The 26,103-nt window shown below is 65.4% G+C and carries 18 protein-coding genes; 8 read left to right on the forward strand and 10 right to left on the reverse strand.

Features of this window, described 5'->3' with window-relative positions:
* The 3 genes from VFG49_RS02630 to VFG49_RS02640 form a co-directional block, all read right to left on the reverse strand.
* Positions 1-338: rhodanese-like domain-containing protein (locus VFG49_RS02630; protein WP_324857949.1), on the reverse strand; the 338-nt coding region annotated here is incomplete at its 3' end.
* Positions 339-552: 214 nt separating this feature from the next.
* On the reverse strand, positions 553-966 hold the full coding sequence (locus VFG49_RS02635) for a hypothetical protein (protein WP_324857950.1): 414 nt from the start codon (positions 964-966) through the stop codon (positions 553-555).
* 51 nt (positions 967-1,017) lie between these two features.
* Positions 1,018-1,500 (reverse strand): YiiD C-terminal domain-containing protein, encoded by a 483-nt coding sequence (locus tag VFG49_RS02640; protein ID WP_324857951.1) that lies wholly within the window; start codon positions 1,498-1,500, stop codon positions 1,018-1,020.
* A gap of 95 nt (positions 1,501-1,595) precedes the next feature.
* Between VFG49_RS02640 and VFG49_RS02645 the strand changes: the two genes are divergently transcribed.
* The 3 genes from VFG49_RS02645 to VFG49_RS02655 all read left to right on the forward strand — a co-directional run bounded on the left by VFG49_RS02645 (position 1,596) and on the right by VFG49_RS02655 (position 4,819).
* Positions 1,596-2,366, forward strand: coding sequence for a uroporphyrinogen-III synthase (locus VFG49_RS02645; RefSeq protein ID WP_324857952.1), 771 nt, complete (start codon positions 1,596-1,598; stop codon positions 2,364-2,366).
* A gap of 117 nt (positions 2,367-2,483) precedes the next feature.
* Positions 2,484-3,566 carry a uroporphyrinogen-III C-methyltransferase gene (locus VFG49_RS02650; RefSeq protein ID WP_324857953.1) on the forward strand — a complete coding sequence of 361 codons (1,083 nt, stop codon included), beginning with the start codon at positions 2,484-2,486 and terminating at the stop codon, positions 3,564-3,566.
* Positions 3,563-4,819, forward strand: a complete 1,257-nt coding sequence (locus VFG49_RS02655; protein WP_324857954.1) for a heme biosynthesis HemY N-terminal domain-containing protein — start codon at positions 3,563-3,565, stop codon at positions 4,817-4,819. The genes VFG49_RS02650 and VFG49_RS02655 overlap by 4 nt, the downstream gene beginning before the upstream one ends.
* 162 nt (positions 4,820-4,981) lie before the next feature.
* Here VFG49_RS02655 and VFG49_RS02660 read toward each other — a convergent pair whose 3' ends face one another.
* The 6 genes from VFG49_RS02660 to VFG49_RS02685 all read right to left on the reverse strand — a co-directional run bounded on the left by VFG49_RS02660 (position 4,982) and on the right by VFG49_RS02685 (position 13,068).
* Complete coding sequence (locus tag VFG49_RS02660; protein WP_324857955.1) at positions 4,982-5,338, reverse strand: hypothetical protein; 357 nt, start codon at positions 5,336-5,338, stop codon at positions 4,982-4,984.
* Positions 5,339-5,451: 113 nt separating this feature from the next.
* The gene (uvrD, locus tag VFG49_RS02665) at positions 5,452-7,665 is read right to left on the reverse strand and encodes a DNA helicase II (RefSeq protein WP_324857956.1); all 2,214 of its coding nucleotides are present in this window, start codon (positions 7,663-7,665) and stop codon (positions 5,452-5,454) included.
* Between the two features lie 151 nt (positions 7,666-7,816).
* Positions 7,817-9,760: a serine hydrolase domain-containing protein gene (locus VFG49_RS02670; RefSeq protein WP_324857957.1), complete on the reverse strand. Its 1,944-nt coding sequence runs from the start codon at positions 9,758-9,760 to the stop codon at positions 7,817-7,819.
* 102 nt (positions 9,761-9,862) lie between these two features.
* Positions 9,863-11,047 carry an FAD-dependent oxidoreductase gene (locus VFG49_RS02675; RefSeq protein ID WP_324857958.1) on the reverse strand — a complete coding sequence of 395 codons (1,185 nt, stop codon included), beginning with the start codon at positions 11,045-11,047 and terminating at the stop codon, positions 9,863-9,865.
* Between the two features lie 76 nt (positions 11,048-11,123).
* Positions 11,124-11,342 (reverse strand): hypothetical protein, encoded by a 219-nt coding sequence (locus VFG49_RS02680; RefSeq protein WP_324857959.1) that lies wholly within the window; start codon positions 11,340-11,342, stop codon positions 11,124-11,126.
* A gap of 109 nt (positions 11,343-11,451) precedes the next feature.
* Positions 11,452-13,068 (reverse strand): alpha-glucosidase family protein, encoded by a 1,617-nt coding sequence (locus VFG49_RS02685; protein WP_324857960.1) that lies wholly within the window; start codon positions 13,066-13,068, stop codon positions 11,452-11,454.
* A 495-nt stretch (positions 13,069-13,563) separates the two neighbouring features.
* Here VFG49_RS02685 and VFG49_RS02690 point away from each other — a divergent pair, with 495 nt between their 5' ends.
* From VFG49_RS02690 to VFG49_RS02710, 5 genes are all read left to right on the forward strand, one after another.
* Positions 13,564-16,434, forward strand: coding sequence for a TonB-dependent receptor (locus tag VFG49_RS02690; RefSeq protein ID WP_324857961.1), 2,871 nt, complete (start codon positions 13,564-13,566; stop codon positions 16,432-16,434).
* A gap of 177 nt (positions 16,435-16,611) precedes the next feature.
* On the forward strand, positions 16,612-18,234 hold the full coding sequence (locus VFG49_RS02695; RefSeq protein ID WP_324857962.1) for an alpha-amylase family glycosyl hydrolase: 1,623 nt from the start codon (positions 16,612-16,614) through the stop codon (positions 18,232-18,234).
* On the forward strand, positions 18,234-20,564 hold the full coding sequence (locus tag VFG49_RS02700) for a TIM-barrel domain-containing protein (protein WP_324857963.1): 2,331 nt from the start codon (positions 18,234-18,236) through the stop codon (positions 20,562-20,564). The genes VFG49_RS02695 and VFG49_RS02700 overlap by 1 nt, the downstream gene beginning before the upstream one ends.
* The gene (locus tag VFG49_RS02705) at positions 20,561-22,783 is read left to right on the forward strand and encodes a Six-hairpin glycosidase-like protein (protein ID WP_414649034.1); all 2,223 of its coding nucleotides are present in this window, start codon (positions 20,561-20,563) and stop codon (positions 22,781-22,783) included. Before VFG49_RS02700 ends, VFG49_RS02705 begins: the two co-directional genes overlap by 4 nt.
* Positions 22,780-24,267: an MFS transporter gene (locus tag VFG49_RS02710; protein ID WP_324857964.1), complete on the forward strand. Its 1,488-nt coding sequence runs from the start codon at positions 22,780-22,782 to the stop codon at positions 24,265-24,267. The genes VFG49_RS02705 and VFG49_RS02710 overlap by 4 nt, the downstream gene beginning before the upstream one ends.
* A 176-nt stretch (positions 24,268-24,443) precedes the next feature.
* Here the strand turns inward: VFG49_RS02710 and VFG49_RS02715 are convergent, their stop codons facing one another.
* Positions 24,444-25,472: a LacI family DNA-binding transcriptional regulator gene (locus VFG49_RS02715; protein WP_324857966.1), complete on the reverse strand. Its 1,029-nt coding sequence runs from the start codon at positions 25,470-25,472 to the stop codon at positions 24,444-24,446.
* Positions 25,473-26,103: the final 631 nt, after the last annotated feature.

A 26,103-nucleotide genomic window follows, 5' to 3' on the forward strand; every position in this document is an offset into this window, starting at 1 on the left:
GCCTTGCCGGCGGTGCGGCCATCCTTGTCGATCAGCACCACGGGCAGGTCCTTGGCCTTGGCCAGGTCCTTGTGTTCGGGATCGAACTGGCTCATCGCCACGTGCCGCGAGCCGGGCACGTGCGCCTTCTCGTAATCGGCGTAGGCGGACAGGTCCACCATCAGCGGGCTTTCGCGGTTGATCAGCAGGGTCAGGCCGGCAGGCGTGAGGTCCTTGTACTTGCGGAACAGCGTGAGGATTTCCATCACGATGATCGCCAGCAACAGGACGACGAACAGCGCCACGAGCGCGAGATGATTGCCGACGAACTCGGGCAGCTTGTGCAGGACATCGTTCATTCGAAAAGCTTCCGCAGGCGCGGACGGGCCGCGCGGGGTCAATGGAACGGGCGATTATAGGGCAGGTGGGAACGGGGGATGGATCGTGGGGGCGCGAAAACCCACGACAGCGGCCGTAGTCATCAACGACCGCATTTTTCTGCCCAACCGCTGAATTTCAGCCATTACCGGCGATCTTGGCGCCCACCACGCACCCTGGCCCCCAGCTTCAACCTCACTGCCGGCTGATGTCCGGCAGGCCGCTTACCAGCCACCAATGCTTGCTGGTGGCGTCGTAATGCCAGGTCTGGTGGTCGGTCACGGTGCGCTCGGACTGGGTGTTCAGGTTGACCAGGTTGACCTGAACCACCTGGGTCACCTCCAAGTCGCCATGGGGCGTGGGGCCATTGCCGTCGTCGTAGCCGCTGACCTTGTACTGATCGTAGCGAGCCATTTCCAGCGAGGACACCGGATGCGCTTCGCGCACCTTCGGATCGACGAACTGCTCTGCCGCCTTGAAATCGCCCCAGCGCACCGTGCTGGCATACGCGTTGAGCGTGGTGGTGAGTGCGTCGTTGCGCTGGTTGGTGGCGCAGCCGCAGAGCGAGAGCGTGGCGAAAGCAACGAGCGTGGTCAGGATGCGGCGCATGACAGGTCCCCCGGGGTCAGGCTGCCATTCTGCCCAACCCGCGCGGCGTTTTCATACGGCGTCGGGCGAGCGGCGCTTGGCGACGAAGCGGGCTTCCAGCGTGGCGGCCGGCTTTTCGCTGCTGCCGGGCACCCGGCAGGCCACCTCGATGCGTGCACGGCCACGGCTGTCCAGCGTGTCGAAGAACGTGGCCCAGTCGGCGCCATCGGCCAGGCGAGCCTCGCTGACGAAATCGGTCCATACCGGCTCCAGGTAGCGCACGGTCGACTCGCCCACGAACACGTCGCACTCCAACCCGCGCATGCGCAGTTCCAGCTCCACCAGGCCCCAGCCGGTCAGCGTCATCGCGCTCACCAGGCTGCCGCCGAAGGCGCAACCCTTGTCGTTGACGTTGGGCGGCAAGGGCGCGGCGATGGCCAGGTGCTGCTCGTCGGAGGACGCCAGGTGCAGCTCCATGTTGTCCGCCAGCGGAATCTCCTCGCGCATGAAGGTGACCAGCTTGCGCGCCAGGGTTTGTCGTTCGGTCGTGCTCATCTTCGGTCGCGTGGAGCGGGGGAACGCGTAGTGTACGCGCTGGGAGCGATCACCCGGGCCGGCGGCTACACTGCCGGGGATTCCATGGAGAGGCCATGACCGCGCGAACCACGACCACCATCGAACCATCGCTGGCCGGGCGCACCGTGGTCATCACGCGGCCTGCGGGCACGGGTTCGCCGCTCGCCAGGCAGGTGCGTCGGCGTGGCGGTGCGGCCCTGCTGCTGCCCGGGCTCTCGTTGCATGGTGTGGAACGCAGCGACGAAACGATCGCCGCCATGCGCGCCGCGCTGGATGACGACCTGCTGGTCTTCACCAGTCCCGCCGCGGTGCGCTTCGCCGTGCAACTGCTGCCCCTGCAAACGCGTGCTGCCGTGCTGGCCGTCGGCCAGGGCACAGCCCGCGCCTTGCGCCGGCATGGCGTGGCCGAACCGTTGCTGCCGACCGATCGGCAGGACAGCGAAGGACTGCTCGATCATCCGCGCCTTGCTCGTCTCCAGGGGCGGCATGTGGCACTGATCGGCGCACCCGGCGGGCGTGGCGTATTGCGCGAACAACTGGCGGCGCGCGGTGCGCGGCTGCGAGAAGTGCATGTCTATCGCCGTGGCGTGCCGCGCTGGCAGGCACGGCAGCTGGCTGCAGTGATGCATTTGCCGCTGGATGCGCGCGTGCTGTTGTCCAGCGCCGAAGCGCTCGCCAATCTGCGCCAAGGGTTGCCTGCCGCTGCATTCAACAGGTTGCGCGGCGCGGTGGCCGTGGCGAGCAGCGAACGATTGGCGACCGCGGCGCGGGAGGCGGGCTTTGCGCGCATCGAGATCGCCGCATCGGCGTGGTCGCCGGACATGCTGGCCGCCGCCGCGCGCTGATCACATCGCAGCACCCGACGCATTCGCCGCGTCCGCGCCAGCGCCGGGCGAATGAAAAGCCCTTCCTTCACGCCCGCTTGATGCGAGCCCCTGGGCACGGGCTGTTAGCATGTCGCCATGAGCCAAGACGACTCCTTCCCCCGCTCCGACGCGCCCGCGGGCGTGCAACCTAACCCTTCCTCGCCTCGCTCCACGCCACCGCGTCGCGGCAGTGGCACGCTGGCCGTTGCCCTGCTGTTCTCGCTGGTGGCGATCGGCGGCGCAGGCTACGTCGGCTGGCGCCAGTGGCAACAGGAACAGGACAACGCGGCGGGAACCGCCACTGTCAGTGCACTGAAACAGAGCGTGGACAGTCTCCAGAGTGCATCGCGTGCCAGCGACAGCGAACGCAACCTGCTGCGCCAGCGCCTGAGTGACGCCGACCAGGTCAACCGCTCGCTGCGCGAAGAACTGCTGGGCCAGGCCGAGCGCACGCGCAATCTCGAGGACGCCGTGGCCAAGCTGTCGGAGAAGACGCTTTCCGGGCACGACGCGATGCTGCTCGATGAAACCGAATCGCTGCTGCGCATGGCCAAGGAGCGCTACGACCTGTTCCACGATGCTCACGGCGCCATGGCTGCCTATGCGCTCGCCGACCAGGCCCTTGCGGCCGTCAACGACGGCGCGTTCTCCGGCCTGCGCCAGAGCATCGGTGCGGAACGCGAAGCGCTGGCCAAGAGCGAACCGGTCAGCACGGATGCATCGCTCACGGCGCTCTCCGCGCTGCGTGCGTCGATGCTGGCACTGCCGCTGAAGCCCACGGATGCTTCCGCGTCCGGTGACGAGGCAAGCCATTGGTCGCGCATCACGGCGGCACTCGGCAACGTAGTGAAGGTGCAGCGCACGAACGGCGCACCGCTGTCGGTTGCCGACGCGCGTTTTGCCCGCGAGCTGACCGCGATCGACTTGGCCCAGGCGCAAGCCGCGCTGCTCGCGTCCGATCGCGACGCTTACGTGGCCGCACTCAAGCGTGCCGATGCCGGCGTGACTGCGCAGTTCGACGCCAACGCACCCGGTGTGCAGCAGGCCCACGCGCAGCTCGCTACGCTGATGGCACAACCGCCGGGCACGCCCGTGCAGCTGGGCGCGGCGCTCGGTGAGTTGCGCAACCTGCGCGCCGTGCATGCGCTCAAGCCCGCCGCTGGCGAGGCCAAGCCATGAAGCTTTGGCGCTGGATTCTGCTGCTGGTGATCCTGGCGGCGCTGGCAGCGTTCGGCTGGCATTGGGTGGCCGAGGATCCCGGCTACGTGCTCGTGCAGCTGCGTGGCTGGCAGGCGGAAACGACTGTGGTCAGCGCCATCGTCATTCTGCTGGTGGCGTGGGCCGTGCTCGGCGCCGTGTGGTTTGCCATCCGCTGGCCGTTCGGCGCGCTCACGCGACGCCATCGCCGGCTCAGTCGCCAGAAGATGGGCGAAGGGCTGATCGCCTTGATGGAAGGTCGCCACGGCGAAGCCGAGCGCGACCTCCATCGCGCGTCGCGCCTGGATACGCTGCGTGGCCCCGCCTTGCTGGCGGCGGCCGAAGCGGCATCGCGGCGCGGAGAAAACACGCGCGCCCTGGCCACGCTGGATGAAGCCGGCCAGGTGGCCCCGCGCGCCGCCCGCGTGCTGCGTGCGCGCGTGTTGCGTCGTGAAGGCAAGCCCACTGATGCGGTGAACCTGCTGGCGAGCGACGGCGACAACGGCAACCTCACGCCGGGCGGCTGGCGCGAGCTGGCGCTGGCCGCGCTGGCTGCGGGCGACACGCGCCGCGCCCGACTTGCGCTGGAACCGCTGCAGAAAAGCGGGGCGCTGGGTGCGCGCGGCTACGCGGCGCTGGAGGCGCAGGTGCTTTCCGCCTCGTTGCGCGGTGCGCCCGACGCCGCTGCGTTGAATGCGCTGTGGTCGCAGTTGCCCAAGGCGCAGCGTCGCGTGCCTGCGGCAGTGGACGCCTACGCACGACAGGCCGCCGCATTCGGCATGGTCCTGCCCGCGATGGACGAAGTGGAATCGGCGCTGCGCCGCGAATGGTCGCCGCTGCTGATCGAAACCTACGGCTCGCTCGGCGCCGAAGACATCGAGGCACGCTTGCGCCGTGCGGAATCCTGGCTGGACGGCCATCCCAACGACGCGGCGTTGCTGCTTACGCTGGGACGCATGTGCGTGCGGCTGGGCCTGTGGGGCAAGGCCACGCAATACCTGGAACGCTCGCTGGCGCTCACACCGAGCAGCGCTGCATGGGAGGCGCTGGGCGACGTCCACGCCGGTCAAAGCGATGCCGCGCTGGCGCAACGCTGCTACCGCAATGCACTGGCGCTTGCGCGAGGCGAGGCTACGGAAGCCGTTCCGCAAAGTACTCGTGGCATGCGGCTGGACACCCGCCCGATCGCCGTGGAAGAACGCAGCGAGCACGGCGTGCCACGGTTGCCGGAGTAAATCGCACCGCTGCTTCGCTTCCCTGTAGGAGCGCACCCAGTGCGCGATCAGGCACGCGATGCGTCCGTATGTCCTGCACCATATCCGTTGCACGTGCCGCGTGGCCGTTGCCTCTCATCGCGCACTGGGTGCGCTCCTGCATGGGCGCGATGGCGTGCTTTATCAGCCCGCCGAGATCGCCCAGGTGATGAAGCCCGCGTTGATCGCCGTAAACACCAGCGCGATCAGGAAGATCACGTCGGCGACGCGTTCAAGGCGGTAGTTGCGTCCGATACTGCGTGTGCGCAGCGCCCAGTAGGACAGCAGGCACGAGGTGAGGTAGAGCAGCGAATTGACCGCCAGCATGTCGTCTGCCAGCGTGTCTTCGCGGCGCAGCGAGATCACCACGCGCAGGATGCCGATGACGGTGAGGCACACGCCCACCATGGTGGCCGAGGCGGTGAAGATGTGGACGCAGATGTCGTCGTCCAGGCGACGGCGGCGAGTGGCGGGAGCTTCCTCTTCGACATTCGATGTCATCGTCTGGCCTGCTCGCTGGAGGATGAGGAATCCGGCCGCAGCCGGCTATTCCGGTCGACATGACTTGCCTGGAGCGTTGCGATGATACTCCGTGCCGCGGTGCGCTCCGGGCATCACATCGGTGTCAGGTTGGCATAGGCATAGACCAGCCACTTGCTGCCGGCGGCAGCGAAGTTCACCTGGATGCGCATGTGCGCGCCGCTGCCCTCCGCGCTGATCACCACGCCTTCGCCAAAGCTCGGATGGCTCACGCGCTGGCCCAGCTTCAGCGGCATGGCTTCCTCCAGCGACGTTGAGCCGCTGTTGGGTCGTGCGCCATACAGGGGGCGACTCACCTGCACGCGCGGGCGCACTTCGTCGATAAGTTCGGGCGGAATCTCGCTGAGGAAACGCGATGGCCGCGCCAGCATCTCCACGCCATGCATGCGTCGCGATTCGGCGTAGGTGATGAACAGCCGTTGGCGGGCGCGGGTGATGCCCACGTAGGCGAGGCGGCGTTCCTCTTCCAGGCGGCCTTCGTCTTCCACCGAACGCTGGCTCGGGAACAAGCCTTCTTCCATGCCGACCAGGAACACCACGGGGAATTCCAGGCCCTTGGCCGAGTGCAGCGTCATCAGCTGCACGCAGTCGTCCCACGATTCGCCCTGGCCGTCACCGGCTTCCAGTGCAGCGTGCGAGAGGAAGGCGGCCAGCTCGCTCAGTCCCGCTTCGACGTCGTCGGGCGTGAGTTCAAAACGGCTGGCGACGTTGACCAGTTCGTCCAGGTTTTCCACGCGCGACTCGGCGTTGCCGCGGCTGTCCTTCTCGTAGAAATCGCGCAGGCCGCTATGGGTGATGGCGTGGTCGATCTGTTCGGCCAGGGCGAGCGAATTGCCTGTCTCCGCTGGGCCACCTTGGGCGGTGCCAGCAAAGGCGCGCGACATATCCTCGATCATCATGAAGAATGCCTTCACCGCATTCTTCGCGCGTCCCGCCAGTTCCTTGCCGGCGCTCAATTCGCTCAGCGCGGACTCCCACATCGAACTGTTTTCGACGCGCGCGCGGCGGCGCAGCACATCCAGCGTGCGATCGCCGATGCCGCGTGGCGGCGTGTTTACCGCGCGCTCGAAAGCGGCATCGTCATGGCGGTTGGAAGCGAGGCGCAGGTAGGCGAGCGCATCCTTGATTTCCGCGCGGTCGAAGAAGCGCTGCCCGCCGTACACGCGGAAGCGGATGTCCCGCTGCATCAGCTGTTCTTCGAAATTGCGCGACTGCGCGTTGGAACGATAGAGGATGGCGATATCGCGCGCCTCGCCATGCTCGGCGACGTACTCGCGGATACGCTCCACCACAAAGCGCGCCTCGTCCTGCTCGTTGTAGGACGCGTAGAGCGCGATGCGCTCGCCATCGCCGCCGTCGGTCCACAGCTGCTTGCCCAGGCGTCCGCCGTTGCGCGCAATGACGCTGTTGGCCGCCTTGAGGATGGTGGCGGTGGAACGATAGTTCTGTTCCAGCTTGATCGTCTTGGCACCGGGGAAATCACGCAGGAATTGCTGCACGTTCTCCACCTTGGCACCGCGCCAGCCGTAGATGGCCTGGTCGTCGTCGCCCACCACGAACACCTGGCCCGTGCTGCCGGCCAGCACGCGGATCCATGCATATTGCAGCGTGTTGGTGTCCTGGAACTCGTCGACCAGCAGATAGCGCCAGCGATCGCGATAGTGATCGAGGACCTGCGGATTCTTCAGCCACAGCTCGTGCGCGCGCAGGAGCAGTTCGGCGAAATCGACCAGACCCGCGCGGCGACAGGCTTCTTCGTAGGCCTGGTAGATCTGCACCAGCGTGCGCGTCATCGGATGGTCGCGATGCTCGATGGTGTCGGCGCGCTTGCCCTCGTCCTTCCACTGGTTGATCTGCCACGTGGCCTGGCGCGGCGGAAAACGCGCCTCATCCAGCCCAAGGCCGGTGACCACGCGCTTGACGATGCGCTGCTGGTCGTCCGCATCGAGGATCTGGAAACCTTCAGGCAGCCCGGCTTCGCGCCAGTGGCGCCGCAGCAGGCGATGGGCAATGCCGTGGAAGGTACCCACGGTAAGGCCCTGCGTGCCGCCGGGAATCAATTGTTCCAGGCGCGCGCGCATTTCGCCGGACGCCTTGTTGGTGAAGGTCACCGCGAGGATCGCCCACGGAGAAATATGTTCGACCTGGGTCAGCCAGCCAATGCGGTGCGTGAGCACGCGCGTCTTGCCGGAACCGGCGCCAGCGAGCACGAGATAGTTGCCAGGCGGGGCGCAGACGGCTTCGCGCTGCGCGTCGTTGAGCTTGTCGATCAGGTGGGAGACATCCATTTCACCATTGTACCGGGCCCGGCGTTACTGGCCCCTCTCCTGTAGGAGCTCACCCAGTGCGCGATAGGCCTATCCCCCACGGGGACGCTGCGGAGCGGTGACGCCGTGACCGCGCGCTGGGTGCGCTCCTACGGAAGGAATCCCTGGGTCGTCAGTAGTTATAGCCCGGGCTCAGCAGATGGAAATACACGATGAAGCTGATCGCGCCGATGCAGGCGAGCAGCAGCATCGTGCCGCTGATGCGCCGCCACCAAGCTCCCGGCGTGCGCCATGCGCGCCATGTCTCGACCAGCACAGCCAGTGAGCCGACCACGGCCAGCGAGCCGACCACGAATAGAAGCGCCAGGCGAGGTTCGAGATGCAGCGTACCCAGCCTCGGCAGCATGAGGTACCAGCCTCCGGCGAACAGCAGGTACAGCACGGCGGTGAATCGGCTGAGGCGATAGCAGCGCACATCCTGCTCAGGCAGTGTCGACCACGCATGGCGGCGGCCAAGCCAGGCCATGATCGGCCACGACAGGACAATCAGCGCAAACACCGCCAGCAACACGTACAAGGTGGTGGCCACCGCGCTGGGCGACGGCCCGGTGGCTGGCAGGTATGCCTCGGTCGGAGACAGCGCATCGGTCGATACCAGGCGCACCTTGCCGTCACGAACCAGGGCGCCAAGCAGTCGCCCGGTTGCGTCGTCCTTCCACAGGAACGGCTTCACTTCGCGCCAGTGCGCAGCGCCAAACATGGGCGCATCCAGCGAGCCGTCAGCAGTCATCTTGATCTCGCTCTGGCGAAACAGGTCGCGCAGCGCGAGCACATTGGTTTGGGAGGCGATGCTGGAGGTGTAGCGGCCCACCAGTTGCCCGGCGTGCTGCTTGTCGGTGGCAAGCGTGGGCGGCTTCAGCTGCGGCAGTGACGGAAAATAGCGTTCGGAGAAGCGCTCCACGATAGGTCGCAGCCATGGCTCCGCGTCACCGCCTGCCATGGCGATGAAGATGCCGGTGTGTTGTTCCGGAAACAGCGCCAGCAAGCTGTGGAAGCCGTTGAAGTTGCCATTGTGGCCGAGCACGACCTGGCCGTCGTGATCCATGCGCGCAAAGCCCAGCGCCATGCCGGGCAGGCCGGGCAGGGCGGCGCGCTGGTAAGCCTGCATTTGTTTCACGCTGGCTTGTTCCAGCAGCTGGGCTTCGCCAGCGCGGCCGAACTGCAGGTGCGCGATCATGAAGCGGGCCATGTCATCGCCGCTGATCGCCAGGCCGGTCGCCGGCGTGGGGATGACCAGTTTCCGCATGGGTTCCGGCGTTCCTGCAGGCCCCGCAGTGGATGCCAGGTCATGCCATGTCGCGGGCGATTGAAGAAACGTGGCATGCGCCAGTTCCAGCGGCTTGAAGATGTGTTGCTCCGCGTATGCATCGAAGCGCTGGCCCGAAGCGCGTTGCACGATGTAACCCGCCAGCGCCATGCCATAGGTGGAATAGGCAGGCACTTCTCCCGGCGGATAAATCCGCGCTGGTATGTGCTTCCCTTGATGAATCCCCAGTTCGTCTGCGTCAATGCGCTTGGCGTCCGTGATGTACAGACCCTTGCGCACATCCTCGAAGCCGGCGGTGTTCGTCAGCAGATCGCGCAGCGTGACCGGCTTTCCGTCGCGGGGCGGTATCGTGAAATCCAGGTAGCGGTTGACGTCCGCATCGAGGTCGAGCTTGTGCTGCTCGACCAGTTGCATCACCGCCGTGGCGGTGACGACGCCGGACATCGCGCCCACGCGAAACATCGTCGTCGCCGGGTCGATCGGCCTCTTCGCCACCACGTCCGCGTAGCCGTAGCCCTTGGACGCGACCACATTGCCGTCCTTCACCACCACTACGACGGCGCCGGAAAAGTGGCTGGATGACATCACACTGGACATCTGTTCGTCGAGCCACGGTTGCAGGTCGCTGGCAGCAAGTTCGTGCGCGCCGATCTGGGTAACGGTGGCGGCCTTGGATTCAGGCAGCGGGTTGATCTGGATCTGCGCGTGGGACAGCGATGACGAAACCACGAATGCCGTTGCGAGCATGAGCCGCACGCCTCGGGCGATGACAGGCGCGATGGATTTCATCGTGGGACTTCCTCGGCATCCGGTTCGCATCCGGTGGATGCCGAGTATGCCGTGAGGGATGTCGCTTTCGCGTCGCAGCGCCGCCAAGCCGTCAGCGATTTTTCAGCTGTGGCGCATGTTTGCCATCAAATCCGCCAATTCGCGCACGGCAGCTTCGGAGTCCGCGCGGCGCGGCGTGAGGTCGGGATTGTTGAAATTGCCGCTGTCACCGATGACCTGCACCATGATGCCGTCGCTGCGTGGCACCACGCTGATGTCCTTCAGGCGCAGGCCATAGGTGACTTCCGGCTGCGGTATCAGTCGCGCGGTCTGGCCGCGTACGGGGATCAGCGATTCGTCGTTGAACAATGCGCGCGCGCCATAGCCGGTGGCGTTGACCAGCGTGCGCTCGGGCAGTTGCTGCAGTTCATCGGCATGGGTGAATTCGCGGATCTCGATCTTGCCGCCAGCGGCGAGGTATTCGGACATCAGCAGGTTGGCGTAGCTGCTGATGTTGAACATCAGAGTGGTGTAGCGGCGCACGTACGGTTCGGGGAAGGGATGCGAGCCAGGCGCCAGTTCGACGGATCGCGGCGTGAGATCGCGCACGCGGTCGGCGAATTCGCCGTACGCCGGCTCGTCGGACACCTCGCCGTGGAACGAACCGAACGGCGCATCGGCCAGCGAGTAGCCGTCGATCCATTCGATCGGTTTGCCGGGCAGGCCCAGCAGGCTCTGGAAACGTGCGTAGGAGATGCGCGTCATCGTCTCCCAGCGATCCGCGAACCCCGCCGCGTGCGCGGCGTCGCAGATACGCGAATCGGGCGTCCACAGGCCGGAGGCGCGCATGGAGAACACATCCGGCGGCAGCGCCTTGGCATAGATACGCACCGACAGGCCGGCCTGTTGCGCGAGCAACGCCGTGGTGAGGCCGATGGCGCCGCAGCCGATCACGCCCAGCTCGTGCGTGCCGGTGCTCTGCGCCATCTGCAGGGCCAGCGTGCCCGAACCCCACGACAGCGACCAGCCACTGCCGCCGTGACCATAGTTGTGCACGATGGTCTTGCCGCCGAGCTTCTGCATCTCGATGCGTGGCCCTTCGGCACGGAACGGGCGTGTGCATACGTAAACGCCGGTGATGCGGTCGACGCTGGCGCGAATGGGGGCGAGTGCAGCGCCGCCGGCAGACAGGCGATCGCCCGTCGCTATCGCGGATTTCACCGGTTGCCGGACGCAGGCAGCGAGTCCGCCGGTGGATGCCACGGCCAGCGTCGCGCCGGCCTGGCGCAGGAATTGGCGTCGTTCCATGAGCGATTTTCCATGGGGTCGTCATTCCGGCCCTTGCCCCCTTTTTGGGGGTGCGCCGGAATGACGGAGTGAAGGTTCAACCCTTTCTGAGAAACCCGCCCAGCGCCAGCACCGCGCCGACGACGATGCCGGCGATGCCCGCCCATTGCGGCAAGGCCTTGTCGTGCGTGGCCGAAACCTTGGCCGAGCCCACCTGCAGCACCGTGTCGGTGGTCTGGTAGCTGCCATGGCCGAACATGATCCAGATACCCGCGCAAAGAAGGATGATGCCAATGACGATCAGCGCAGCACGCATGAAAAACTCCCCTTGGGTTGGAGACCCGATCATAGGCGGCGCAGATGTGGGGAAAAAGTCGAGGGCGGTGCCAGGGAGCGCATCCGCCGTCGGAAAAGACGGCGTTCGTTCAGGTGAGGCGGGCGAACAGGGCGCCATGGCCGGGCAACGCCAACACGTCATCGGCGAGCGAACCGGTGGCCAGGCCGTGACCGTCGACTGGCGTCGCGCGACCCATGCCGGTCAGCGGTACGCGCACGGCATCCTTGGAAAGATTGAACGCCACCAGCACCGTGTCTTCACCGTGCGTGCGCACGAAGGCCAGCACGGGCTCGGGCGTGTCGAGGAAGCGGATGCTGCCCCAGCGCAACGCAGGCTGCGTCTTGCGCCACGCCGTGAAGCGGCGGAAGCCGTTGAGCGCGGAATCGGACATGTTTTCCTGCAGGCTCACCGCCAGCGCGCGATGCTCGGCCGGCACCGGCAGCCACGGCTCGCCCGCGCTGAAGCCCGCATGGATACCACCGTTCCACGGCATCGGCGTGCGGCATCCGTCGCGGCCCTTGAAGGTGGGCCAGAACGTGATGCCGTAAGGGTCCTGCAGCGATTCGAACGGCACGTCGGCTTCGGTGAGACCGAGTTCCTCGCCCTGGTATACGCAGACCGAACCGCGCAGCGAGCACACCATCGCGCTCAGCAGGTTGGCCAGTCGCGGTGAGGCGTCGCCGTTGCCCCAACGCGTGAGCACGCGCGAGACGTCATGGTTGGAAATGGCCCAGCACGGCCAGCCTTCGAGCATCTGCGCCTCGAGGTTCTGCACCGTGCCGCGGATGTACGCCGCGCTGAAATCGTCGGTGAGCAGCTCGAAGCTGTAGCCCATGTGCAGGCGATGGCCGCTGGTGTATTCGGCCGTGGTGGCCAGCGAATCTTCCGAGGAGATCTCGCCGATGGCGGCGACGTCCTGGTACTGGTCCATCAACGCGCGCAGGTCTTCCAGGAACGCAATGTTCTCGGGCCGCGTGTTGTTGTAGTAGTGATACTGGAACGCGTACGGGTTGTCCGGGCTGAACCCGCGTCCCACGCGTTTGTCCGCGGGCTTGGGCGGGTTGTCGCGCAGCTCGGCGTCGTGGAAGCAGAAGTTGATCGCGTCCAGGCGCAGGCCATCGACGCCCTTGTCCAGCCAGAACTTCACGGCATCGAGCACCGCGCGGCGCACGTCGGCGTTGTGGAAGTTCAGGTCGGGCTGCGAGGTCAGGAAGTTGTGCAGGTAATACTGCCCGCGGCGCGGTTCCCACTGCCAGGCGCAGCCGCCGAACAGCGACAGCCAGTTGTTGGGCGGCGTGCCGTCTTCGCGCGCATCGGCCCACACGTACCAGTCGGCCTTGGCGTTGTCGCGGCTCTCGCGGCTTTCGCGGAACCAGGCGTGCTCGGCCGAGGTGTGGCTGAGCACCTGGTCGATCATCACCCTGATGCCGAGCGCGTGCGCCTTGGCCAGCAGGCGATCGAAATCGTCGTTGTTGCCGAACAGGGGGTCGACTTCGCGATAGTCGGCGATGTCGTAGCCGAAGTCGGCCATGGGCGAGCGGAAGAACGGCGCGATCCAGATCGCGTCCACGCCGAGGCTCGCCACATAGTCGAGCTTGTCGATGATGCCCGGCAGGTCACCGACGCCATCGCCATTGGTGTCCATGAAGCTGCGTGGATAAATCTGGTAGGTGACGGCTCCGCGCCACCACGGTGCTTCACTCATGTCGCATTCCCAAGTTCCCGCCCATGCATACGCAGCCGGGACTTTTGAGCCCGAACGAAGCGCGGGGGGCAGCTTAAAGGCAGATTCGCGACGCATCGTCCTGACTGCATACGTATTCAAAAAACCGCGATATTGCGTTGCAGCAGGCGATTTGCGCGAGCGGAAAGCGCTGCGTTTTTGTTGCGCGCCAGCGCACGGAAAACCGCGCCAGTCAAGGCGCGGGAACCCATCAATGATTCGCGGGGAGCGGCCCGGGTCGCACCTGCGGCGCGACAGGCAACCCTTAGAATTTTGTCAAAGGTGCACAAAAAAACCGCTCCATGAATACGTATGCATAGGCCTGTTCGGCTTTTTTTGCAGCCCTACCATGGCCGCCACGCGACGGAGCCCTCCGAATCCTCGGCTTGCACTGGCGCGTAGCCCGCGGCGGTCTGTGGGGACTGCCGCGGCAACTACAAAAACCATTGATGTGCATACCCGTGGGAGGGGAAGACGGTGATTCTGAAACGTAATGTGCTGGCCTTGGCGCTGGCGTCCGGCCTCTGTTTCACTGCCGGCATTCATGCGGCACCGATCGATACGGGCGCGAAGACCGATGGCAATGCCAACGGCAGCGCTGATCAGTCGACGCCGGCTGCGCCGCAGTCGACCGACGACCAGACCAAGCAGACGCAGGAGCAGCAGCTGGCCAAGAGCCTGTCCACCATCACGGTGACTGGCTACAACCAGAGCATGGAAAAGTCGATCGACTACCAGCGCTACTCCGACACCATCACCAACGTCATCACGTCGGCCGACATCGGTGGCCTGCCTGACCAGTCGATCGCCGACGCGCTGACCCGCCTGCCGGGCGTCACCGCCGAGCGCATCGCCGGCCAGGCGTCGCAGATCAACATCCGCGGCCTCTCCGGCAACTTCATCCAGACCACGCTCAATGGTCGCGAGCAGCCGTCCACCAGCGGCAGCAACTACATCCAGTTCGACCAGTACCCGTCCGAGCTGATCAACATGGCGACGGTGTACAAGTCCTCGCAAGCGTCGCTGGTCACCGGCGGCGTGGGCGGCACGGTGGGCCTGCAGACGGCCAATCCGCTGGAAGCGCCGAAGGAACAGAACCTCAACATCGACGCGCGTGGCAGCTACAACAGCCAGGCCGGCGACGTGGCGGGCGCCAACTCCACCGGCTATCGCCTGAGCGCGGCCTACCAGGGCAAGTTCCTGGACAATACCCTGGGCGTTGGTCTGGGCGTGGCGCAGATGTACCAGCCGCACGTGGCCGAGCAGTTCGTGGGCGAAGCCTCGGACGGCAGCAAGTACACCTTGCCCGATGGCCGCACGGCCTACCTCACGCAGGGCCTGCAGCTGCAGCAGAACGGCGGCACCGAGCGTCGCACCGGCGAGATCGCCACCGTGGTGTGGAAGCCTACCGACGAGCTGAAGCTCACCGGTGATGCGTTCTACTCGAAGTTCAAGAACTCCTCGTTCGGCTACGGTTTCCGCACGCAGAACGTCTACCAGAGCGGCGCCACCGTCACCAACGCGGTGCTCGGCCCGTTCGGCACGATGACCGGCGGTACGGTGACGGGCACGGGCGGTTCGCAGCAGTTCTCCAACGAGACCACGGCTGACAACTACACGACCGATACCAGCGTGTTCTCCAGCGGCCTGAACCTGCAGTGGGATCACGGCAATTGGCACGTCAACTCCGACGTGTCGCTGTCGCGTGCCAGCAGCGACGAGATCAACGTGGACACCACGGCTGATCCGTACAACGGCCTGGGCACCGCTACACCGTCGCTGATGGCGCAGTCGACCACCTATCAGCTCAAGGGCCGCCAGCTCGGCACGGTGTCGTTCGCCAACCCGGACATCTACACCAACCTCAACGACCTGGGCCTGTCGCGCTACGGCGTCTACCCGTACATCTACCACGACAAGATGAAGGCGTTCCGTACTGACGTGAAGTACGACATGCCCAACAGCTCGTGGCTGTCCGCGCTGGAAGCGGGCTTCTACATGAACAACCACACGTACAACGCGGATCGCGAGGTCTACGTGTACGGTTCGGAGTGGGGCACCGACCAGACCAAGGGCCTGCCGCTGACCATTCCCTCCAGCGCCACCAAGGTCACCTGCTGGAAGGGCAAGTTCTCGGGTTATCCGTGCTTCCTGCAGCTCAACGGTCCGGCGATCCTTGCCGCGCACGGCATTACCGCCAACCCGGTGAAGAACATCACCGACCAGAGCTGGTCGATGATCCAGAGCGGCGAGGTGAATGAGCAGACGCGCGACCTGTACTTCCAGGCCGATCTCGATGCGCAGGTGTTCGACCACGAACTGACCGGCAACATCGGCGTGCGCTACTCGCACCAGAAGCAGTACAGCGATGGCCTGCAGCAGGTGGGCAACGGCGCCGGCATCCCGATCACCGACGGCAATGGCAACACCAGCTACGACTACGCGCCGCTTTCGGTCGGCAAGACGTATTCCGACTGGCTGCCGTCGATGAACCTGATCTATCACCTCACCGACGACGACCAGATGCGCTTCGCGGCCGCCAAGGTGCTGGCGCGTCCGCCGATCAACCAGATGCTGGCCGGTTCGGGTTCGTGGGTGGACAACGGTCACTACAACGTGTGGGGCGGCACCAGCCCGCTGCTCGATCCGCTGCGCGCCACGCAGTACGACCTGACCTACGAGCACTACTTCGATGATTCCACCGGCGTGATCAGCGGTGGCGTGTTCTTCAAGTCGATCAAGTCGTTCGTCCAGGCCGTCACGTACAACAACTTCGACTTCGCCTCGGCCGGCATTCCGGTGCCGATCGATCCGGCGACGAAGCAGCCGTACCTCAACGGCCAGTACCAGACCGCTTACAACGCCAAGGGCGGCGATCTGCGCGGCGTGGAGTTCTCCTTCTCCAAGACCGGCTTCCTGCCGGGCATCTGGAAGGGCCTGGGCGTGCAGGCGAACCTCGCCTACACCGACAGCACGGTCGAAAACCCGACCACGCTGGGCGGCCCGACCTCGTACATCGGCCTGCCGGGCCTTTCCAAGCGCGTCGCCAGTGCGGCGGTGTTCTACGATTACGGTCCGTTCTCGGCTCGCCTGTCGGGCAACTACCGCTCGAAGTTCGCTTCCGATACGCAGATGTCGGTGACGAACCAGATGGTCACCTTCGCCGCGGAAACCGTGTACGACTTCCAGGCGTCGTACAACATCTCCGACCAGTGGCGCGTCGTCTACCAGATGCTGAACATCAGCAACCAGCCGACCCGCACCTACTTCGGTTCGGATCCGTCGCAGACCGGCACCATCCAGTACTTCGGCCGCACCAGCTACCTGGGCGTCGAGTTCAAGCTGTAAGCCACGATCACGCCGGCCTCCGCAAGGATGCCGGCGTGATGCTTTCAGGTGCCATGCGCGATGCATGGCTTCCACACACCGCGAGGCCCGGCGCAGCGGTCACCGGTCCGAAGCGAAGTCTGCGTTCCGGTGTACTGTTCCCCGTCGAAGGCCTGCGGCCTTTGCATGGAGATCGGCATGTCGCGGAATCGCTTCCTGAAGCCACTGGCTTTGTTTACCGCCCTCGCGCTCGGCGCAGGCTACCTTTCCGGTGCACGCGCGGCTGAAGCCACGCCGCCTGCTGCCGATGCGCCATCCTCGGGCGTGTACTACGAAATCTTCGTGCGCGCCTGGTACGACACCAACGGCGATGGCATCGGCGATCTCAACGGCGTCACCGCCAAGCTCGATTACCTCAAGTCGCTGGGTATCAGCGGCATCTGGCTGATGCCGATCAACAACTCGCCCAGCTACCACGGCTACGACATCACCGACTACTACGGCATCAATCCGCAGTACGGCACGGTGGCCGACCTGCAGCATCTCGTCGATGAGGCGCACAAGCGCGGCATCGCGGTGACCATGGACATGGTCATCAACCACAGCAGCAACGAGCACCCGTGGTTCGTGGCGGCGCAGAAGGAAAGCAGCGCGCGCCGCAACTGGTACACGTGGACGATGAAGCGCCCGAACCTCGATGCGATGAGCGCGACCGACACGCCGATCTGGCACGCGGGCGATGACGGCTGGTACCTGGGCGTATTCGGCGGGCACATGCCCGACCTCAACTACGACAACCCGGATGTGCGCGCCGAGATGATCAAGGTGGGCCAGTTCTGGCTGCGCAAGGGCGTGGACGGCTTCCGGCTCGATGCGGCCAAGCACATCTACGTGAACTTCAAGGCCGACGAGCACAGCCAGCAGGCGTTGGACAAGAACGTGGCCTGGTGGACCGAGTATCGCGAAGGGCTGCAGAAGGTGAACCCGAACGTGACCCTGGTGGGCGAGGTGAGCGCCGAGTCGCCCAAGCAGCTCGCGCCGTACCTAAAGCCGCTGGGCTCGATCTTCGACTTCCCGCTGGCCGAGCAGCTCATCGTCAGCGCCAAGAGCGAGAACGTCGGCAAGCTCGACGCGCTGCTCAAGGCCACCTATGACGCTTACAAGCTTGCAGGTGGCGGCGGCCCCTCCTGCGCGTCCTGCGCCCGGGGCACTCGTCCATCCACGGCCAGCGCCTTCATCGACTCCACGTTCCTCTCCAACCACGACCAGGAACGCGTGATGAGCCGCCTCGACGGCAACCTTGACCACATGCGCGTGGCCGCGGCGATGCTGCTCACGCTGCCCGGGCGTCCGTACATCTACTACGGCGAAGAACTGGGCATGGAAGGCAAGAAGCCCGATCCAAACCTGCGCGAGCCGATGCGCTGGACGCGCGAGGCAGGTCCAGGCGAATCGCGCTGGAAGCCCACCAGCGTGAACCAGGGACAGGCCGTGTCGGTGCAGTCCGAGCAGGACGATCCGCACTCGCTGTACAACACCTATCGCACCCTGATCGGCTGGCGTGCGCAGAACAGCGCGCTGCGCGACGGCAAGCTGGACATGCAGGCCACCGGTAATCCGCACCTGTTCGCCTACTGGCGCGACGACGGCAAGCAGCGCGTGCTGGTGGTGCACAACCTTTCCGGCAAGGACGCGATGTGGAAACCTAAGGCGGGTGTGTTGCCCAAGGAGACCACCGTGTTGCTCACCACCGAATCGAAGGCATCGCTGCAGGCCGGACGCCTGAATGTTCCCGCCTACGGCAGCGTGGTGCTGCACTGATGCGCACGCGAGTGCTTGCCCTGGCGCTGATGGCCGCGCTCTCCGTAGTGCCCGCCGCAGTGGCGACGCGCGCCGATGCGAGTGTGGATCGCATGGAGCTTGTCCTTCCCAAGGGCAAGCTGGAGTTGCGCCTGCTGGCGCCGGGCATCGTGCAACTGCGCACCGAAGGCACCCACGAACCTGCCACGCCCGTCATCGACCCGCAGGCCAGCTTCGATCCGGTGGAAGTGAAGCGCGAGCAGCAGGGCGACGAGCAGGTGATGCGCTCGACACAGCTCACGCTGCGCTGGAATGCGCGTCGCGCCGAACTTCGCATGGAGGCGCCCGACGGCCATCTCCTGCTGAGCACCAACCTCGGGCCAGGGCTGGACGGTCGCTGGTCGCTGCAGCACGCCAAGGGCGATCCGCAGTACGGCATCGGTGGCCTCAATGCCTTCGATGCGCAGACCGGCGACTTGCTGCGCCATGGCAAGCAGGTCGCTACTGCGGGCAAGCAGGGCCATACCGGCGCGCCGTTCGTGTGGAGCACGGCCGGCTATGGCGTGCTGGCCGACGCTGAGCCGGCGCAGTTCGACCTCACCGCCGCTGGCATCGCCATCCGCGCGGATCAACCCGTGCACACGATCTACCTGTTGGCCGGCGAGCCGGCCGCACTGTTCGCCCAGTTGCGCCAGCTCAGCGGCGCAGCGCCGATGTTCCCGAAATGGTCGATGGGCTTCACCAACAGCCAGTGGGGCATCGACCAGAAGGAAGTGCAGGCGCTGGTGGAAACCTATCGCGCCAAGCACATTCCCATCGACAACTTCACCTTCGACTTCGACTGGAAAGCATGGAGCGAAGACATGGGTGAGTTCCGCTGGAACACCGACAAGTTCCCGGATGGCCCCGACGGCAAGCTCAAGCAGTGGATGGATGCGCGCGGCATGCGCATGACCGGCATCATGAAGCCGCGCCTGCACGTGGACACCGTCGAAGGACGCGAGGCAACCGAGCGCGGCTACTGGCTGGCGCAGTCGAAGGAGGCGCCGGACTACTTCTCGCACAAGCCGGTGCGCGACGTGGATTTCGACAAGCCGGAAGTGCGCGCGTGGTTCTTCAATGATGCGCTGAAAAAGTCCTTCGATACCGGCATCGTCGGCTGGTGGAACGACGAGGCCGACGACAGCGGCGTGGACACGCAGTTCCTCAACATGCAGCGCGCCATGTACGACGGCCAGCGTGCGCACAGCGAGCAGCGCGTGTGGTCGATCAACCGCAACTTCTACCTCGGCTCGCAGCGCTACGCGTACGGCGTGTGGTCGGGCGACATCCAGAGCGGCTTCGCCAGCATGGCGGCGCAACGACAGCGCATGCTGGCCGCGTTCAATGTGGGTGCCATGCACTGGGGCATGGACGGCGGCGGTTTCAAGGCGCCGCGTCCCAGCGACGAGAACTACGCCCGCTGGATCGAATTCGGCTCGTTCACGCCGGTGTTCCGCGTGCACGCCGATTTCGGCCAGAAGCGCCAGCCGTGGGTATATGGACCGGTAGCGGAGAAGGCCGCCACCGATGCGATCCGCCTGCGCTACTCGCTGATTCCCTACATCTACGGCTATGAGTACCAGAACCACGTGACCGGCGTGGGCCTGGTGCGTCCGCTGCAGTTCGCCTATCCCGACGATCCCGCGCAGCGCGATCGCGTCGACGCGTGGATGTTCGGCGACTACCTGCTGGTGTCGCCGGTGGTGGAGCAGGGGCAGACGTCCAAACGGCTGAAGCTGCCGAAGGGCCACTGGATCGGCTGGTTCGATGGCAAGTCCTATGAGGGCGGCCGCGAAGTGACGCTGGCAGTGGATGCGAAAAGCTGGGGCGATATTCCGCTGTTCGTGCGCGAGGGCGCCATCATCCCGCAGCAGCCGGTGATGGATTATGTGGGCCAGCAGCCGGTGACGGCGCTTGATGTGCAGGTGTTCCCGGCCGACAGCGAAAGCCGTTTCGACGTCTACGACGACGACGGCGAGACCTATGCATACGAGACGGGCGCCTCCTTCGTGCAGCCGCTGGTGGTGAAACGCAAGGGCAGCCAGGTGAGCGTGCGCACGGAAGTGGCCAAGGGCGGCTTCCGGCCCGCGCTTCATGACTATGTGCTCGCCGTGCACGGAGCCGTGGCAAACTCCGTGCGAAGCAGCGGCCAGCCGCTGCCCGCGTTCGACACGGTTGATGCGTTGCGCCATGCCGCGACGGAAGGCTGGGCGCGCGGCAAGGACCGTTTTGGCGAGGTGACCTACGTGAAGATCGAGGCCGGCAAGGTACGTGACATCGAGCTCGATACTGTGGCGGTGCAGCAATGAGGTTGCGCGCCGGTCGTCGCGTGCTGCCGCTGGCCCTGGCATGTTCTGCGCTGTTTTTTGCTGGTCTCGCCAAGGCTGACGCGATCGGCGCCGACCAGGTCAGCTGGCAGGGCAAGATGGCCAGCATGAGCGCGACGGGCGACGGCAGCTTCGTGCTGCAATCGCCTGCCGGCGAGCGCCGCATCGGTGCGCAGAAGTTCGCCGTGCATACGGCGAGTCCCTTGTTCGATGGCCTGTTTGCGATGGCGCAGGACGACCTGCACCACGACTCCGTCAGTGCGATCCAGGACCCGGCCTTCGACCATGGCGCGCCGATTCCCTGCGAATGCTTCAAGACCGGCGATCGCTGGCCTTACGTGTGGACGCGCGATCTGTCCTACTCGGTCGATCTCGCCCTCTGGCGCTTCGATCCCGCGCGTGCGCGGCAGTCGCTGCGCTTCAAGCTTTCCGAGGTGCGCGAGCCGTCGGCGCCGCAGGGCCTGTACGTGCTGCAGGACACGGGGTCGGGTGGCAGCTGGCCGATCAGCACCGACCGCATCGTGTGGTTTCTCGGTGCGCGTCACCTGCTCGACGACAAGGCCTTTGCCGATGAGGTGTTCCGCACGCTGAAGGACACGTTGGCGCAGGATCGCCTGTATGTGTTCGACGGTTCGCTCGGCCTCTATCGCGGCGAGACCTCGTTCCTGGACTGGCGCGAGCAGACCTACCCGGACTGGACGGCGAAGGACGTGCGGTATATCGGCGAGTCGTTCGCACTGTCCACCAATGTGTTGCACTACGAAGCCTTGCAGCTGGCCGCGACGATGGCCACGCAGCGCCATGATGCTTCCGCTTCGGACTACCGCGCGCAGGCCGACGCGCTCAAGGCGGCGATCAATGCGCACTTCTGGCGCGACGACCGTGGCATGTACATGAGCTACATCGGTCCCGGTGCGATGCCGGTGGACACCTATGACCTGCTCGGCATCGCACTGGCGGTCACCAGCGGCGTGGCCGATGACGCACGCGCCAAGCGCACGCTGGCCAGCTATCCCGCGTGGCCGGCCGGGAGCCCGGTGATCTGGCCCGAGCGAAAGAACCTGCCGATCTATCACAACCGCGCGATCTGGCCGTTCGTGAGTGCGTACTCGCTACGCGCGGCGCGCCAGGTCAACGATGCCCCGCGCATCGCGCACGAGCTCGATTCGATGCTGCGCGGTGCGGCGCTGTCGGCCTCGAACATGGAAAACTTCGAGCTGGCCTCGCAGGCCGTGCACGTCGACGAAGGTCCGCTCAGCGGTCCGGTGGTCGATTCGCCGGCGCAGCTGTGGTCGGTGGGCGGTTATCTCGATGCGGTGATCGGCGGTGTGTTCGGTCTCGGCGACGACGGTCGCATTGAGCCCAAGTTGCCGGTGTCGTGGATGAAGACATTGTTCGGTGACCAGCCACGCATCACGCTCGACCTGGGTGGCCAGCGCATCACGCTGGTGCGGCCGGCGAAGGCGGATGGCGACCTGCTGGTTTCCGCGCAACAGCGCACGCAAGGTGGCGAAACAGTCGTCCAGCTCAAGGCCATCCGGTCGGGTGCAGCAGCGTTGCGCACCAACGCGCCGCTCTATGCGCAGGCCATTCCCGACGCGCCTGTTGTTACCAGTGCAGCGAAGGGTTGGCAGGTGAGTTTCCCCGGCAAGGGCGTGCTTTATGCCGATGGTCGCCGCGTCGGCAACATCGATGGCAGCCTCACCCTGCCCAAGGCGGATGCGCGTCAGTGTTTCCAGGTGACGCGCCTGGGTGATCGCGGAATGGAATCGCTGCCCGGCACGGCGGCTTGCGTTGGCGACGAAGCGAAACTCACCGGCAAGGGTCCGTGGGAATGGCGTGCGCCGCGCGATGGTCGCTTCGGCGTCACGCTGTCCTATGCCAATGACCATGGTCCGATCAACACGGGCATCACGGCGGCGGTGAAGTTCCTCGACGTGCAATGCGACGGCATGGCCGTGCAGCGCCTGCCCGTGGTGATGCCGCACAGCGTGGAGACGCAGCGCGCGACATCGGCCGCGTTCGAAGCGCATGCCGGCGGCAGCTGCCACATCAGCCTGGAACAGGGCTTCAACATGAGTTACCTGCGCCACAACGCGCATTACACCGGCGGGCAGGGCGGTGCCAGCGGTCCGCTCAATGAGGCGAACGTGGAAGCCTTGCTGGTGGCCCCGCTGTCGCAAGGGACGTCCGCGCCATGAGTCGCAAGCCCGAGCTGTCGTTCTGGCAGATATGGAACATGTGCTTCGGTTTCCTGGGCATCCAGTTCGGCTTCGCGCTGCAGAACGCCAATGTCAGCCGCATCTTCCAGACGCTGGGGGCGGATGTCGGTGACATTCCCATCCTGTGGGTGGCCGCGCCGTTTTCCGGCCTGATCGTGCAGCCGATCATCGGTTATCTGTCTGATCGCACCTGGACGCGCCTGGGCCGGCGTCGCCCGTACTTCCTGATCGGCGCAGTACTTTCCACGCTGGCCTTGCTGTGGATGCCCAACTCGCCTGCGTTGTGGGTGGCCGCGGGCCTGCTGTGGATCATGGATGCGTCCATCAACGTCTCGATGGAACCGTTCCGTGCCTTCGTCGGCGATCAGCTGCCACCGCGCCAGCGCGCGCACGGCTACGCGATGCAGAGCTTCTTCATCGGCGTGGGCTCGGTGATCGCGTCGTTGTTGCCATGGCTGCTGGCCAAGCTGGGCGTCGGCAACGTCGCGCCCGAAGGTGGCATCCCGGACACGGTGAAGTACGCGTTCTATCTCGGCGGCGCGGTGCTGCTTGGCTCGGTGCTGTGGACGGTGCTGTCCACGCGTGAGTATCCGCCCGAACAACTCAGTGCCTTCGCCGATAGTCCGCTGGAAAGCGAGTCGACGAATGTCAGCGGCGGCTGGCGCGTGGGGCTGGTGCTGGGTGGCATGGGCGCGGTGCTGCTGTTGGCCATTCGCCATTACGCGCTGGAGAAGGAGCTTTACCTGCTGGCCGGTGGCCTGATGCTGTTCGGCGCGCTGTTCGCGTGGCTGTCGGTCACGCGCAGCAGCGGCATGCTGCGTCAGGTGATGGGCGATCTTTACGGCATGCCGGCATCGATGCGCCAGCTTGCATGGGTGCAGCTGTTCTCCTGGTTCGCCTTGTTCGCGCTGTGGATCTACACCACGGCGGCGGTCACCTCGGTGCACTACGGCACCACCGATACGCACTCGGCGTTGTACAACGAAGGTGCCAATTGGGTGGGCGTGCTGTTTGCCGCCTACAACGGTTTTGCCGCGGTGGCAGCGGTGGCCATTCCGTGGATGGTGCGGCGCTGGGGTCTGCGCACCAGTCATCTGGTGAACCTGTGGCTGGGCGGCGCGGGACTGCTTTCCTTCCTGGTCATTCGCGACCCGCAGTGGCTGCTGCTGTCGATGGTGGGCGTGGGCTTTGCGTGGGCATCGATCCTGTCGCTGCCGTACGCGCTGCTGTCGGACAACCTGCCCGCGGCGAAGATGGGCGTCTATATGGGCATCTTCAATTTCTTCATCGTGATCCCCCAGCTGCTGGCCGCCAGCGTGCTGGGCCTGCTGCTGCGCCTGTTCTTCCACGGTCAACCGATCTGGGCGCTGGCCATGGGCGGCGCAAGCCTGGTGGTTGCCGGCTTGTGCACGCTGCGCGTGGCGGAACCGGAAGCGCAGCTTTCCACGGCACAGGCGCGCTGATTCGCGACTGCTCTTTTGTAGGAGCGCACCCAGTGCGCGAGAACCGATCCCCCGAGTGGACGTCGCGAAGCGGTGACGCCAGAACCTCGGTTCGAAGAGAAAACCCAAAGTATCTGCGACCTCCCATGTAGCGATCGCGCACTGGGTGCGCTCCTACAACAGAAGCTGTGTTGATTTCAGCGCGGCCGCAAGCTCGACTTGCGCACCACCAGCCTCGCCGGCAGCATCGCGCTTTCGGCAGACTCGCCGCGGATCAGGCGAAGCAAGTTGTCGACCAGGATCTCGCCCGCCTGCTTGGTGTCCTGCAGCACCGTGGTCAACGGCGGATTGGCGAAGCTCGCCATGGGGATGTCGTCGAAGCCGGCCAGGGCGATATCGTCTGGCACCTTGAGGCCATGATCGGCCAGTGCGCGCATCGCGCCGATGGCGATCAGGTCGCTGGCGGCGAACACGCCATCGAAGCTCACGCCGCGTTCCAGCAGGGTTTCCACGGCGTCATAGCCCGAGCGCTCAGTGCTTTCGCCGTTGACCTGCAGCAGCGGTTCGGCTTCCAGCCCTGCTTCCTGCAGCGCCTGCGCGTAGCCGTGGTAGCGGTCGAAGAATTCCGGATAGTGGCTGGAGGCGTCGCCAAGAAAGGCAATGCGTCGGCAACCCTGTTCGATGAGATGCGCGGTGATCGCATGGCCGCCGCTGACGTTGTCGCAACCCACCGAGACATCCGGCTGGTCCGGCAGCACGGCGCCCCAGCGCACGCAATGCGTGCCCTGGTCCACCAGCTTCTGCAGTTTGTCACGGATCGCCAGGTAGTCCCCGTAGCCGAGCAGGATGATGCCGTCGGCCTTCTTGCTGTCCGCGTAATCGGCATGCCAGTCGTGCGAGAACTGCTGGAACGAGATCAGCAGGTCGTGGCCGCGTTGCGCGCAGGCGCGCGTGATGGAGCCGAGCATCGACAGGAAGAACGGGTTGATATGCGACTCGTCGGCCGTCGGGTCTTCAAACAGCAGCAGCGCCAGCGTGCCGGTGTGGCGCGCGCGCAGGTTCGATGCGTTCTTGTCGACCTTGTAATTCAGCTCGTCGACGGCAGCCTGGATACGTCGGCGCGTCTCCTCGTTGACCAACGGACTGCCGCGCAGCGCGCGCGACACCGTGGACTGGGAAACCCCCGCCAGGTGGGCAATGTCGAACGAGGTGACTTTTCCCTTGATCTGCACGCGACCGGAACCCCTCGAAGGTGGAACGGCCGCTCTCCCTGTGGCCGATCTGGTGGCGCAAATCCTAGCGGCTTGCGCGCTCGCTGTCCCTTTGCGGATGCGGGGCGGCGTTCGGGCAAAAAAATGCCCCGAGGATTAGGGGGGAATCCTCGGGGCCGGGGTGGCGGCGAAACCCAGGGGAGAGGTTCGCCAACCGGTGGCTCATCCAGGGAGGTGGTGAGCCGGCGGATGCCGTTGCGTGCATCCGAGTAATAAGAACGCGCGACGCGGCGAAAGTTGCACACGGGTGCGCGATTTTGTTTGGGTGCGATTCATTTGACGAAATTCAAACGAATGGGGATGGCGCGGTGGGGTGTGAAGTTATCGCTACCTCTCGTGCGGTCTTTTTGCGGATGCGCTCATATTTCGCGACGAGGGTGCGTCTCGGACAGAACGGGCACTTGTAGGAGCGCACCCTGTGCGCGAGGCCCTTCGCCTCGGTCTTCACTGTTCGTCGTCCCTGCCGGCCACCCTTCGGGCTGTTCCGCCTCCCGCCTGCTCGCGTCATAGGGGGGCCAAACGTCAAAAACCAGAGCGAAGAGCAAGTTTCCTTCCCTGTAGGAGCGCACCCAGTGCGCGATCAGAC

Origin of the sequence: Dyella sp., from assembly GCF_035685885.1 — a bacterium.
In the GTDB taxonomy this organism is placed as follows: domain Bacteria; phylum Pseudomonadota; class Gammaproteobacteria; order Xanthomonadales; family Rhodanobacteraceae; genus Dyella.